The sequence below is a fragment of the Chitinophaga arvensicola genome (genome assembly GCF_900110835.1).
Lineage (GTDB): Bacteria > Bacteroidota > Bacteroidia > Chitinophagales > Chitinophagaceae > Chitinophaga > Chitinophaga arvensicola.
The window spans coordinates 2966251-2980123 of the sequence record NZ_FOJG01000001.1 but is presented as its reverse complement, the minus strand read 5'-3'; the positions used below and the strand labels follow the sequence as shown (position 1 = coordinate 2980123).

Genomic DNA, 13873 nt, shown 5'->3' with positions numbered 1-13873 from the left:
ATTAAATTAAAATGCTACCGTCAATCGTTTCATTCAGTCTTGATGTCACCTGGTAATTAATCAGCAGGTTATCGGATTCCACTTTGATCTCCTGTATAGAAAAATCTTTCAGGGTATCATCTGTGGCAAAAGTGGCAGTCATCTGCCGCACAATAATGGGGAAATTAAGGGAGGCCCGGTTAGCACCCACTACCACTGCACTTTGCAGGCCACAATCGGGTACATATGGATTATCATTCCGTTTCAGGGTAGCAAGTATTTCCACGCTCTGCCTGACAGTATCTTCGTAACTGAGGCATTTCAGATCGTTATCAAGGAAACTGATACTTCTATGCAGGTCCTTTCCTACGATCCGCTGGCCATCCATAGCATCTACCACTGCATTGACAACAACATTACCACTCACAGAAGAACGTCTCAGCCGGATGTTTACACCACCCCCGGGGGTATAATCTTCTTCCCGGAGATAGTTGCTTACCGCAATATCAGCCCATTCATCCTGCGGCGTGTTATCGCCCAGTACATCCCTTGAAATACGTTCCAGGGTTTGACCAGCGGGGATGGTATAATCCATTTCCACTCCGGGAGTATAGGCCACTCCTGAGCGTGTGGATCTTGCCCATCTGTGAATATTGCGGATGGTTTTCAGCCGGCTGTCTATCTGTTCCACTTCATCCAGCACATACCACCACCTTGTATTGGTTAACCTGGCGCCATGTGCGTGGAAGGCAGCAAAAATAGTCTGCGTCATATCTTCCAATGCAGTAAGAGTTGCAAAAGGATCACTTTTGATTTCCCTGACATTACCGGAGTAATATGCGATGAGCAGGTTACAATCGGTGCTGAAAAAGTCCAGTGCTTTGCTAAAAAATAAGCGGATGTTTTTTCCGGTGATCCGTTCGAATTGATCCAGGATATCTATCGTAATCATACTCATTATTTAAAGATGTTTCCGAGTGTATTTACTATCTTATCAATATTCTTCTGACATACGCTGGTCACCCGCAGGTCATCATTTCTTCCGCCCGGCTTATTAGCTTCATACAGGGCTTCTATAGGGGCAATACCTTTCATGGTCAGATTATAGGAATGAATCATGTTGGTATCCTGGTTCATCGAAATTTTAAAGGAAGTTGGCTTTACGATATAGCTGTTGCCGAATGCGAGATTGTAGAATATCAACCGGCGTGGGCCGTCTTTATCTACCTTATCGGCTTCCCTTATTATATCTTCCAGTATTTTGAGGCAGCCATAGCCTGTTTTGACGCTATCGTCAAAAGCGGCTTTAATTCCATTTACAGCGCTGGCTATTGTGATTTTATTATCCACCTTCAGGGAAGAAATAAAATCTGTGTAGCTGGAACCCAGTAAGATTCGAAGTTTTCGCCCAAAGTTTCCCGCCATTGTAATATCGACCGGTGCAAAATTGGTAGAAGAGAGCGCTACAACTCCGCCGGCTGTTTTCCGGATATTTGTGATGCGGGGTTGTGTTTCATCAATACTGGAAGGCATTACCGGGAAAATGAAATACCGCAGGGTATTATCATTGGCATCTATCAGTTCAAATGCGCATACATAATATTCAAACTCTTTCGGATAGCGCATATTGAGTGCGGCTTTCCCTATTTCCCCGAGCTGGGTCACCATGGTATGTCTTACACTTTCTATGCTCATTTATTTCACGGTTGATGTTAATACGATCGGTGCAATATTGGCTGCGGGCCCCATCGCCGTTTGCACCATGATGGCGCCTGGCGGAATTGTGATGGTAATACTCCTGATGGCAGCATACACTTCCTGCTCAAGTTGTCTGCAATGCATATCAATTGCTACTGATACGTCTTCCTGCTTATGCTCATTCGCTTTCAGGAGATGGGCCTTCATATTCTCCGCCAGCTGCTGCGCTATTAATGCCATAAAAATTATTCGTTGATGTAGGCTACAATACTTAAAAAATCGTCTGTTCTTTCTTTAAATGCAGAGATCTGTGCGGCATTCAACAGCGGCTGCTGACCAATAGCGGTACTTACCGTGCATTTACTCAGTTCGTCGATCAGATCAGACAGGAATGTTTTGAGATGGTTTCCCAATACAAAAGGCTGATCACCATCATTGATATAAAACTTATTGTTCTTAAACCGGTGTTCGCCCGGGGATTGTTTAAAAACGGCATCGTTACTATCGTCATCTGCGGTCCGGTCGGCGCTGGTAGTAACAAATGATCCCTGTTGTGAGAAGCTGTTTGTTTCGCTGGCAATAAATTCGTTGTTGCCTATGGTAGTCACCTTAAACTTACCCGGTTGTTTACCGGCCACCTGCAACAACAGGGTGCCGGCCTGCGTATCTGAATGAACGCCTATGTTGAGAAAACTATTCCTGGATGAGCCAAAAATTTCCACATGTCCATCCTGGTAACTTCTCCCGAATTTAAAATCGCCTTCGCTGGTGTCGCCAAGTGTACTTAAAGAAGGAAATCTTCCGATAACAACGGGTTGACTCTGGCTTTCTTCGGTAACATATACAACCGGTGATCCAAGTTCACCTGGCGTTACGGGGAATTCCACAAAATTAAGGACCTCAGGAGTAATGGGAAGTCTGTTCATAAAACTACCGTCTTCCCCCCACACGCTGACTGTAAAATTGCGGTAGCAGTCCTGTATATAGGCGGCCCTGTCTACATCTGTGGGAATGGCTATGTAGGCTATACCCACACTGTATTTATAATCGTCTACCGGTGTGCGGCCAAGCGTATATGACATATCAGTGTTGAACTATACTATTTATCGGTCTTTTTCTTATTTCTCAGGCATCAGGATGCAGGCTTATTTTTGCTGAGATTTTCCCCTTTTATTTCCACGTCGATACCCAATCGTCCGTCATCGAGGAACATACCAACAAAGGGCTTACCTGTTATAAACGCGGGATTCATCTGGCGGCGTTGCAGGAAGAAGCTGAAAACATTCATATTCACCCTCATTCCGCTGAATGTTTTTTCGATATCAAGTACTTTGCCGGTTACTTTTTTTACCTGTACCGGTGCTGGTGGAGCTGGCGAAGGCTGACTGGCTGCGGGATTATTGGCAGCCGTCTTTTTTACCGGGACAAACGGCTTCCCGGCGCTGTTTATCTGAAAATGTCCTCTATCTACATATGTATAGCCATCCTTATAGTGAAAGGTACCATCTCCGCTTGCCCATTGAAATCCGAGTTCATTTGCCAGCTGTGGAATATTTGTGGCTATCCATTGCTGTTCCGTACTGTTCTTGGAAGCAACTGCCTTTGATATTTTATGTGTGATGGTAATATCAATGGCTCTTCCGAACTCATGAAGACTGGTACCCGGTTTTGCGTTACGGCCATTGTCCTTCTTTACTTTTTTTTGCTGTTCAAAGGTCCGGAAACCACTTTCAATCTTCACCCAATATCCACGTTTATTGATGGCATTGATCAGCTGTATGAAGCGTCGTTTATACTGGGGTGGATAGGCATTCAGTTTAACCATGTTTTCATTCAGTCCTGCTTCCGTTACTTTATCATCCGGGTAGGAAGTACCGGATGCTGAAGCCGGTGCGGGTTCCTCTTCCTTTACAGGGACGGGTTGCGCTGCCTGTGGCTCTTCCACTGTACTTACCACATCCTTGTACACATAGTCGCGTTCTTCCGGTAACTGGATAATATTAAAATAGGAGGCAAAGTTTGCACCACTTTTCTTCGACTGATCTTCCTGATTCAGGGTAATACCATAAATAAACTGCTCCACCATTCCCCTGCTCACCTGTACTGTTGTAAATGCTTCAACAGAGGTATCAGAAACACTATAGCTATGCTGTACCGCCTCCACATAAAAGATTTCACTGGTTGGTAAGTACCTGATAAAATTTCCCACTTTAATACGCCGGTCCCTGTGGATAACAATACTTCCCTTTCTGGTAAAAGGCAGATAGGCGGTGGACTCAATCATGAACTTCATATCATCAATGATCTGTGTCTCAATCTTATTTGCCATGCTGGTATTTCTGTTGTCTACCGATGTACCTGGCAAATAATAGTGATTCAACTGCATTGTCTTTGATCCGAACTCCCTGGCATATTCAGGAAAATAAACAGCGGGGAATACAGCAGTAGCGAAACCGCGCTGATCATATAAATTTGCCCGGGGAATAAGCTGATACCAGGAAACAGCGTCAGCATCCGAAAACTCAAGTGATTCCCTGATCACACTGTCGGCTTCTATATTAATCAGCAATGGTTTGGGAGGTGTTTTATCAGCATTATCTGTAGTAGTGGTAGCTTTACCACTCTTCCGGATTGCAGCTTCTTCCGCCCGCTCCGTTCTGACATTTCCTTTCACAATACTTCTGATCGAAATTTTATCAAAAGGGGCTTTACGCAGCATGATGTAAAACATATCACCGTAGGTATCCATCTGGTATTCCACAAAAGGCGCCTGACAAGATTTCCTGAATAAGTTCATCAAACTACCGGAGGCAGTAGATATAGAGCTATCTACCAGTTTACGCCCGGCAACTCCTTCATCTACCACCAGTTTCACAATCTGCCAGATACCAGGGGCATCAGCTTCCTTATACTCAGGCTTGTATTTGAGTGTACCGAAAGCATCAATATAGTTATCTATGTCTTCGAAAATACTGAATATGCTATAGTGATCAAAGATGGCTTCTTTTGATACGTGGTGCAAGTTTTCATAGAAGTACTGCATAAACTCTGTATCTCCGATATCTTCATTTACACTCTTAAAGTTGAGATACTGCAATTTCTTCCAACCCACCGTTTTGTTGCCTGCCACCTTTCTGACCTTCTTTTCCCGGATAGCGGTGAGAAATCTTTTTGTTTCACCAAAGATCTCCCGGACTTTTACTTCTTCCAGTAATTTATCGCGATAAGATAAACTAAGCCTGTTCCTCAGGTTCTGAATTTTTGCTTCTGCTCTTTTCCTGTAGGTATCTGTAAAGTAAGTCCGCCGATTATTTGAGGTCAGGGCTTCCTGGTCAAAGTTGTATCTTTTGTTCTTTCTATCGCCGTAGTAGGCGAACATTTCGTCTGCAACAATTTTCACATTCGATAATTGCTGGATAACGAATTTAAAAATGTTTTCCAGGCTATTATTACAATACAGGCCGAGATAGGTCAGTGCATTGCTGGCAGCTACCCGGTTCATGATAGGATTCTTATTGCCGGCGGATCCGGAGAAAGCCATTTTCCCATCGGTAAATTCTATCGGAAAAAAATAACATCCGTCTTCCAGGAACAGCTTCGACAGATCTCTTCCGTATATCTCTATACCCACATCTGTATTTTCCGGAGATACCTGCATAACGGTTCTATCTACCAAACCGATCATGTCATAGATCTTACCGGGTAAATCTTCGAATCCTACATGATCCGCAACGGAGTCCTGTATCCGGTGGTCCGTTTCGGTTCCCAGCGTTTCAAACCGGATAAAGATCATGTCGTTGGCGCCGATGATGCTATTGAAAAGAAAACCGTTTCTTCTTGCAAAAGGCGTTTCATCTTTACCTGTGCCATTCAGGCTGTAAAGATTGCTGCTGGCATAGAACTGTTTTCCGTTTACCGCCGGCTCCTGTTCATAAAAATGAATATCATCTTCCGTTAATGTCCACCTGTCGTTCAACATCGAGCAAACAACGGGGGCCAGCGACAGCTGAAAATTTCCACCTGAGCTTTGGGTCACAGTAGTGGTAATTTTCGTAACAAAAGGTGTAAGGTTAAACATTTGCCCGCGATGTGCGCGGTCTTTGGGATGGGACAATGCCTTCGACCACAGCCACACGGTTAGTCCGGGATAGCGGTTGCTGGTGATTCCATTTAATTCCTGCCCTTTCAGCAATGTCATTTTATCCACCGGCTGATACCTGGCATCCGCTTCCAGCTCCGCAAGCCGGTAGGCTTTAAAGGCGGTAATATCATTACTCACCACTTCAATCCCTTCCGTGAGCAGGGCCGATCTTTCCATCTTTTCCGCTTCAATTGCCAGCTTTGTTCCCAGCATTAAAGGGTAGTCGGCTTCCGCATTGTCTTTGTATTCACGGCTCTTCCTGTCCTCCGGGTACATTGAAAAGATAGCATCCCTGTTAGATACTTTATCTTTATTCTTCACCGCTAAAAATGCAGAAAGATTCTTTGAATACTGAAACGCAGGAGAATTAGGGTCCTTTACATACTCTCCTACCGTTTTGAGGGTTGGATTGGTATGTGTTACTGTATATATCTGATTTTCCATTTGTTTTTTTTGGGTAGCAAAAAACTATCTGGCAGGCTGGCCTCCGGCATTCTTGTATTGCTGGCTGTTTTGTATGGCGTTACCTTTCAGGCGGGGCTCCCCGGTTCTCGCAGGAATAATGATCCTGCCGTTATCTACCTGTATCACAGCGCCGCTGAAAGCTTCCCGGATGGCCTGTGTGATTTCTGCTTTCAAACTCATAAGACCATTGATTCTGTCAGACAGAATACCTTCGGAGATTACTGCAGGAGAGCGCTCTTTGTCGGTGGTGTAATAGGCAGCCGTTTCATCGTAGGTTCCTTTTTCGCGGTACAGGTTATTCAGGTAGCCCTGGTCGAGCTGCCCATTCAGTTCCCCGCTCTTATTATACAGGCGTTCTACCGCTTCCAGCTTCAGTTTGGGGAAGAAGCCAGCCAGGGTCCTTTTACCCAGATCATCGTCACCCAGTTCGTGCGTGAATTGCAGTACCCGCTGAAGATAGGCACCGCCGTTAGGACCGGCAAGTCCCTGTTCCTGCTGTTTCATGATATCAAACATACCTGCTGAGGGGTCCAGGCTTCTTAACTGCAGGTAAGAGAATGCCTTCATACTGTCGGTAGCCGGGTTGGTTAATCCATCCTGGACTGCGTTGATATTTGATAATCCATGCGGGTCGGTGATGCTGAACTCTCCTCCCACCCTGTTAAATTTTGATATCACATCCATGGTAGTAGCAGTACCTACCTGCGACTGTTTATCCAGGAAGCTGCGATGCAACTCTGCAAATTTGTCGAGGAAGTCATTGAATCCAGCCTGGTCTTTATTCTGCATGATACCATTGTTAATGGCGCGTTGCTGCAGTGTTTGTACCAATCTGGCCAGTGAATGGTCTCCCGGTGAATCGCTACGGTCTATTTCTGAAAGTTTGAGTAATGTTCCACCTCCTATACCGGTTGCTTTGTTAATCGTCACAATGTCTGACGCAATTACGCCTGCATTCTGTGATGTTCCATTAAATTTGGCAACAACAGTCATCAGGTCCATGGTTTGTGCGGGCGATATACCGTATGGGGCAAGCCTCGGGAGTTCAACTGCTTCATCTCCTACTCCTGCTGTAGCCATGTACCTGTTCCGGGAAGCATTGAATCGTTGTACCTCATTTTCTTCTATGGCCTCAAATCCGGCGAAGCCACCAAAAATATCGTCCGTGAGTTCCTTTCCTTTTGAATAGCCTTCGAGAATTCCACCGGGACCATCCAGTAACCCACCGGCAATTGCACCCACTATTCCGCCGAGCATGGTAGCCGTTCCCATGTAGTTTTCCTTCACCTGGTCAAATGCCCCGCCGCTTTCAGCCACGGGAATGGGACTTGAGTCCTGGCTGATGCTGCCGGCTTCCCGGATGGCCTGGTATATTTTGCCGATGCTCTGACTGAATGCATCAGAAGATGTGCCGGAAGAATTATTCAGGGCATTCCCCCATTTCCCGCTCAACTTATCCAACGCTATCACGATGGCATTTTCTCCCTGTGCCAGCTGCCTGATAATCAGATCAGCCATATTTTCCTGGGTCTCAATTCCTTCCCGTGTGAGCCGCACCATGGTATCATCCCCATTCACTCTCGCACCTGCCGGATAAGCCGTCCCTGCCTCACGGGCTGCGGCAGCCCCCATCGCGTTTTTGCGGCTCATAGCCTGGATCTGGTCGTTGATCAGCTTTAACTGCTCCCGGGCCGTATCAGCCTGTAACTTCGTTGCCGCCAGCAATTGCCCGTTCAGGTCCATTGCCTGCACACGTAATTTATCTATGTATGCCGACAAGTCTGAATTACCTGCACTAAAGGTGATAGGTATATTATTATCTCCAGCCATAAAATTAATACTGAATAGTTGTTAAATCGATATTGGAAAGGCCCACAAATAATTCATCCTCTTCGGCTGTATTGATGCGTTCTTTTATCCAGATACCGTCCTTCAATTCTTTCTCATTCTCTATCCCGTTCAGATGCAATGCCTCCGATTCCCTGAACAACACCTCTTCCATATACTCGAGGAGGATATTGATCTGGCACAGCTCTCTGTGAGCCGCTGTGCCAAAACCAATATTGTACTTACGTCTGTACCATCTATCCAACGGGTAAAGATTATTCCATCTGACAGCGTATGATTTCAGGTGTTCCACGTTTGTTGGTGTCATTTATTCGCTCTTCGCGGCAATGGGTGTTGACAACAGCTTTTCCCACTGTTCCAACCAGGGTACTACCTTCACCAGGTATTCTTCCAGTACAAGATCCATTTTTTCGCGGTCCAGCATAAATAATGACTTCACGGTTAAGTCTTCCTTTAACTTCGGCACCAGTACATTCAGTAAAGCCACCGCGTCGATTGTAATGGCACTTCGCAGGAACCCCGGATCATAGCTGTACTTCAGCTTTTCATAATTGCCATTTGAAAATTGAGATTTTAAAACGTCAATATCAATCCATTGACCAGTATTGGGGTAGTGAAGGGTGTAGTCATTACTACCAATTTTGATGGAAACAGACCTTAAAGGCATTTTTTTCTCATCAGCACTTTCTTTCATTATGAAAAATTGATTTACAGGAAGCGATCTTTAATACAACACAGCCGTATTGACACTTTTTTAAGCGAAGGAGATAGGTGTCAGGTATTTAAATGATTGATTGTGTCCGGCAATAGCTCCTTCCGAAATATTGAAACTTTCTGACTCGATCAAACAGTTTCTGACACTGGCATATGGTTCCAGGTGTGGTCTTACCAAACCTTGTGCATCTACAACATCAGATACTTTCTTGAAGATATCCAGCTGCACGCCTTCGCCATCCAGTACCAGCTGATCTTCGAAGGAATTGCCACCGTTGAGCACCTGTGAACCGATATTGGGGAATACCCTTCTGATCGCATTACGGATACCTGTTTTATTAAACCGCACTTCCATAAATTCGCAGGTCAGTGTGCCTTCCCATTCTGTAACGGCCTGTTCAGAGGCCAGGATAGTACCGATACCACGAACCGGTACCCTTTTTATATTTTCTGTACAGGTGATATTTTTCATCAAACCAATAACCTCACCCGCACTCTTAATCAAAGCAATAGCTCCAGTAAAAACCTTTTCTGCCATTTATATTATGTATATACAAATTACAATCTTCGATCTGTTATTGTCAACTAGGCTTCCAGTATCACACCGGTAATCACCATTTTATTTACTTCAAAGTTTGGCACGAACTCATACTGCACATAGTATTTATCGCCAGTAACAGTAGCGTTCACATTGCCATACCTGATGATCAGGTTATCGGTTAATGCGGTAGCAGTTTTGCTCAGCAGAAACCCTTCCAGCCATGCTTTCAGGTCTGCTTCTGTAACGGTATTGCGGTTAGGGCCAACATTATCCTTTCCAAAAAAACGGCGTTTGGCGTTAACTACAATTTCCTTATTCAGCTGCGCGGTGATACGTTTTACAGCAATGCTGTGGGAACTGGCATCTTCATTTACCAGGTACTCATTGTTTTGTAAGGTATTTACTCCCTGCAGAATCACGTAGTCGTCGAGTTCGAAGTCGTAATAGGTCACCAGCAAGCCATTTTCGTTTGCCAGTTCCAGTTCGCCCTCATCCAGTTTATGTACTTCTCCATTGATACCGATACGTTTGAAAGTAGCGGGTGTTTGCGGGGAAAGACCGGCAATACGGCCCAGCACAGCGGCGGCTTTATACAACTGGCTTACCAGTTTAAAACCGGATGCATTAGTCAGTTTGGCAGCACCATGTACAAGGATCACTTTATCTGAGTTGTAATACTTTGCAGCGGAGATGCTGGAATTCGCGCCCGTATTGAAACCTGCCTTATCGGCCTGGGCAGCGCCCAGCATAAAGCGTTCAAATTTAGAAGAACCATCGGTGATAAATTGCACCAGTTGCTGGTTATTGGCACTCAGGATCTCATCGGCATACTTCGTGGAAAAGAGGAAGGTGAAATCCAGGTTATTAATGGTTCTCAATGCAGCTTCAAATGCTTCCGGGGAATAGGTTTCGGTACCTCCGGCAGCAGCGATCACTTCAGGGTACTTCGTCAGGTCATCCGTGGCCAGGGCACCTGTGGTAGTAACAGTAGAGGCTTTCAGTTTGAAACCTGCTTTAAAGGCCACACTGGTATTCATCCAGGTTACGAGTTCAGCGATGGTAGCAACTTCAGGAGAAGATACAATCAGCGCCGGCTTACTTTCAGCAGCTGCAATGCCATCAAAAGGAACATTATTCAGTGCGTCCAGTCCTTTAAAGGTACCGTGATAGAAAGACAGCTGATACTTGTTTTTGTCTACCTGACCTTTGGTCAGTTTCGCGCCATAGCCACTCAGCAATTTATCGCCGGATTTCGTACCGTTGGCATTTACACCTTCGTCCAGTGTTTGCAGTTCCAGGGTACCATTTTTCAGCTCCAGTAACAAACTGGCAGGGGTGGATTCACGGGCATGGATCAGGAATACTTTACTTACACCATTGATTACTTCTCCACTGGACCTTGCAGGTCTGAATAATGGAAGTGCAAGGTTCCAAAGTTCACCGCCTTTCACAAAATCGCGGAAGGTTTGCAGGGATTCAAATTCGTAAACGCTGTCTGCGCCCTGTTTAAATGTGCCCTGTGAGCCGGATCCAGCTCCGTAGCCGGCGCCAATACCATCATCAATAATGAGGATATTGCCATAGGATAAATTGGTTGGAGGATTTGCAATGCCAGACTTGGTTACTGCATATACGCCGGGCAGTGACGTAAGTTTTCCATTAATATTAATTTTCGTTGCCATTAAAAATACTAATCAATAATGATAGCAATCTTTCTGCGATTGATTCTATGGGGCGATCTTTATATATGCGGGTTAATTAAACACTTCGGGGATAGCCGGTGCGCTGAAATTGTAATCATATTTCAGTATCAATGCTTTGCTGAAAAGTGGTTGCGGGCCGGTATAATACTCACTGTTTTCCCCACCGATGGTAATACTCTCTATCCCTTTCAGATGCAGATGTACCTGGAGGGATAATATTAATCCCGAGATAAAATGATACAACATCGCTACTTCGCCGGCCTTATCGGAAAGAATCACCAGGGAAGTGGTAGCGGTTTTTCTGCGTGTATACACTGCCGGTAGTGCACTATCTATACCCATATCATCCGGCAGTATATACCCCTGGCCTATGGAAAGCCACTGACCACCGGCAGCAGGTGTTTCCACCGTGTTGGTAATAACAATGGCCGGCACCGGACTTTGCTGCATGTTATAGGTCACATCTACCAGCAATTTACGGGGTGCTTCTGCTTCGTTAATGATCAGTTGCCTGGCCTGCTCGTAAAAATTATAGGAACCCAGCATTAAACCATCCAATGCTTTAAAAAGATAGCTGTCTGCCTCGGGCTGTTGCTGAAAATTTGTTTTTACATATGCCAGTCCGTTTTGGATACTTTCCAACAGGATGGCTTCAGGAATAATATTCAGAGGGGTTGCCATTATACAATTAAAATTAAGACCAATCTGTTTGTGGTAGATGTAAAAAGAGAGATACGATACTTAAATGGAGAAGGTTAACGGCGATCTTTTTTCAATAGTACAAAGTTAAAAATAACAATGGAAGAAAAAAAATATAAGCTCCATTTTCTCACAAAAAAACCTCTTTTTTATGCACCATAATGCGCTATCAGCTGATGATCTGTTTCGCCGTAGATGTCCAGTGCCAGCTGATTATTGACAGCGAAGAAAATCATTTCATTCAGGGTATACGGTACACCTTTTACCCAGCAGTAGAACAGTTCCTGTTCCAGGTAGGAATCAATAGTGCGTATATCCACCACATAAAACTGTTCATCCTTTTTCAACGGGTCTTTCAGGGTAGTCGCCATTTTGATGTCTATGTTCCTGGTGGCGTCAGAAAAAAATAATCTATGCATAGCAGATGATTTAAACGATTCAATCCTTATTTTCGGAATTGCTGATAATACTTTTCCATTTTCGTATCGTAGGCATTCTTCGCATAGGCGGGACCATTATACTTCCGTGCAAACGCCGCAAAGTTTTTATTACGCAGATCTGCTACCAGGTTATTAGATACAATAAAATGGGTAAACCCCTTCAATTGCTCATCTTCACTGATGGTAAAAGCATTGATCATGCCATATACATTATCAAACCCGGTTGCCTTATGATTGAATCCCATGATCTGAAACATCCCATAGCTGGCACTTTTTAAGGCAGCGGTTTCCTGGATCTTCATGGCACGGTTTAATTTCTGCCATTGGAGCTGATAAGCACCGTGATCCTGCCGGTAGTCCGGGTAGAGGATATCTTCATTGCCTTTTACAAACTGCCTGGGATCATATTTGCTTTCCACAAGCTGCTTCCAGAAAATATGCGGTTCAAACAATACTTTCAGTTTTCCCGCAGCGTCAAACCCGGCGCCATTGGATTCTACTTTTGCCACTGCTTTGATCACGGCCACTTCACAACCAACGACAGCCGCGCTTTTTTCAAATTGAGTTTCTGAGATCATGCTGATTATTTTATATACCTGAAAAATTTAAATCCAAACCAGCAGGCCAGCAATGCGACCAATAAAATGACGATGGACCATAACACACTGTTGGCTGTATCCTTTTCCTTCAGGGAAGCGCGTTCTGTAGTAACGGTTTGCTGCTCCAGGGAGAAATGATGCGTTTCCGTGGTAGTTTTTTTTGCCTTCACCGGAAGCTGTTGTTCAGCCACATGAGCCGTAGCGGTAAATACCTGTGTGCGGCGGTTATACGAAGCCATAACAGACAGTCCATCCTTTACGGCCACCTGCCGGATGATCGTGTCCTCACTACCGGATATACTCATCATTACCTGAATGGAATCCGGAGGAATAACAACGGCAGTATCGATTTCGATGGTCACCGTTTTTATGGACTGCTCCCGGTGCGTTGTCCGGAGTTCCTGCTCAGACCTGGATTGCTGTATCTTCCGGTGTACGGTACCACAAGCAGTGATCGTTACAGGTAGTAACAATAGAATATACTTCTTCATGCGTCGGGAGCTGTTGTTATTATCATTCTTTTTATGGAATCATATTGCTTCGAAACGTCATGCAGCTGATGGATAGCAGCATCCAGCTTCTGAATATTCTGACTGGTTTTCATCAGGATAATGCTGTCAATCGGTTTGAATACATCATAACTATAATCAGCATTGCTGATGCCCGACCGGGAAGGATGTACGGCAATCAGTATCAGCAATGTAACAATTGTAAACTTCATCATTATTTTGTCTTGTATTTAATCTGGCTTTCTATCTTCTTCCTGATCTCCGTCACCTTTTTTAACTCCAGCGCTGCCTGTAGTTTCAGGCTATCGATCTCCTTGTTCTTTTCGTCGAGCTTCCGTTGGGTTTTCTGTTGCAGGTCCAGTGCGAACGCGGCGAATCTTTCATTGCAATCAATGACCTGCGCTTCATTGTGGATCCCCCAGCTAAAAAGCCCTGCAATAGCCATTACACAACCTATAAAGGCGCCCACGACAAAATCCTTTCTCAGACTTTTATCCAGTGTGTCATAAATACTTCTGTTAATACTCATTTAAATTG

General features: G+C 44.8%; 16 protein-coding genes. All 16 read right to left on the bottom strand.

The window, feature by feature from the left end; translation table 11 throughout:
* Position 1: 1 nt before the first annotated feature.
* A complete protein-coding gene (locus tag BMW79_RS12400; RefSeq protein ID WP_143059139.1) occupies positions 2–931 on the bottom strand; it encodes a hypothetical protein in 930 nt (309 codons plus the stop codon).
* Between the two features lie 5 nt (positions 932–936).
* Positions 937–1674, bottom strand: a complete 738-nt coding sequence (locus tag BMW79_RS12395; protein WP_089895124.1) for a hypothetical protein — start codon at positions 1672–1674, stop codon at positions 937–939.
* Complete coding sequence (locus BMW79_RS12390) at positions 1675–1917, bottom strand: hypothetical protein (RefSeq protein WP_089895123.1); 243 nt, start codon at positions 1915–1917, stop codon at positions 1675–1677.
* A gap of 5 nt (positions 1918–1922) precedes the next feature.
* Positions 1923–2759, bottom strand: coding sequence for a hypothetical protein (locus BMW79_RS12385; protein ID WP_089895121.1), 837 nt, complete (start codon positions 2757–2759; stop codon positions 1923–1925).
* A 50-nt stretch (positions 2760–2809) separates the two neighbouring features.
* Entirely contained in the window at positions 2810–6262 is a 3453-nt protein-coding gene (locus BMW79_RS12380; RefSeq protein ID WP_089895119.1) for a D-alanyl-D-alanine carboxypeptidase family protein, read from the bottom strand.
* A gap of 24 nt (positions 6263–6286) precedes the next feature.
* Positions 6287–8113, bottom strand: a complete 1827-nt coding sequence (locus tag BMW79_RS12375; RefSeq protein WP_089895117.1) for a hypothetical protein — start codon at positions 8111–8113, stop codon at positions 6287–6289.
* Positions 8114–8117: 4 nt separating this feature from the next.
* Positions 8118–8438: a hypothetical protein gene (locus BMW79_RS12370; RefSeq protein ID WP_089895115.1), complete on the bottom strand. Its 321-nt coding sequence runs from the start codon at positions 8436–8438 to the stop codon at positions 8118–8120.
* Positions 8439–8825 carry a hypothetical protein gene (locus BMW79_RS12365; RefSeq protein WP_089895113.1) on the bottom strand — a complete coding sequence of 129 codons (387 nt, stop codon included), beginning with the start codon at positions 8823–8825 and terminating at the stop codon, positions 8439–8441.
* Positions 8826–8885: 60 nt separating this feature from the next.
* Positions 8886–9317, bottom strand: coding sequence for a hypothetical protein (locus BMW79_RS12360; RefSeq protein ID WP_143059138.1), 432 nt, complete (start codon positions 9315–9317; stop codon positions 8886–8888).
* A 113-nt stretch (positions 9318–9430) separates the two neighbouring features.
* Positions 9431–11068 carry a hypothetical protein gene (locus BMW79_RS12355; protein WP_089895109.1) on the bottom strand — a complete coding sequence of 546 codons (1638 nt, stop codon included), beginning with the start codon at positions 11066–11068 and terminating at the stop codon, positions 9431–9433.
* Positions 11069–11140: 72 nt separating this feature from the next.
* The gene (locus tag BMW79_RS12350) at positions 11141–11770 is read right to left on the bottom strand and encodes a hypothetical protein (RefSeq protein ID WP_089895107.1); all 630 of its coding nucleotides are present in this window, start codon (positions 11768–11770) and stop codon (positions 11141–11143) included.
* A 167-nt stretch (positions 11771–11937) separates the two neighbouring features.
* Entirely contained in the window at positions 11938–12207 is a 270-nt protein-coding gene (locus BMW79_RS12345) for a hypothetical protein (protein ID WP_089895105.1), read from the bottom strand.
* 26 nt (positions 12208–12233) lie between these two features.
* Positions 12234–12806 carry an N-acetylmuramidase family protein gene (locus tag BMW79_RS12340; protein WP_089895104.1) on the bottom strand — a complete coding sequence of 191 codons (573 nt, stop codon included), beginning with the start codon at positions 12804–12806 and terminating at the stop codon, positions 12234–12236.
* Positions 12807–12811: 5 nt separating this feature from the next.
* Entirely contained in the window at positions 12812–13318 is a 507-nt protein-coding gene (locus BMW79_RS12335) for a hypothetical protein (RefSeq protein ID WP_089895102.1), read from the bottom strand.
* The gene (locus BMW79_RS12330; RefSeq protein ID WP_089895100.1) at positions 13315–13551 is read right to left on the bottom strand and encodes a hypothetical protein; all 237 of its coding nucleotides are present in this window, start codon (positions 13549–13551) and stop codon (positions 13315–13317) included. Before BMW79_RS12330 ends, BMW79_RS12335 begins: the two co-directional genes overlap by 4 nt.
* Positions 13551–13865, bottom strand: coding sequence for a hypothetical protein (locus BMW79_RS12325; protein ID WP_089895098.1), 315 nt, complete (start codon positions 13863–13865; stop codon positions 13551–13553). The genes BMW79_RS12330 and BMW79_RS12325 overlap by 1 nt, the downstream gene beginning before the upstream one ends.
* Between the last annotated feature and the right edge of the window lie 8 nt (positions 13866–13873).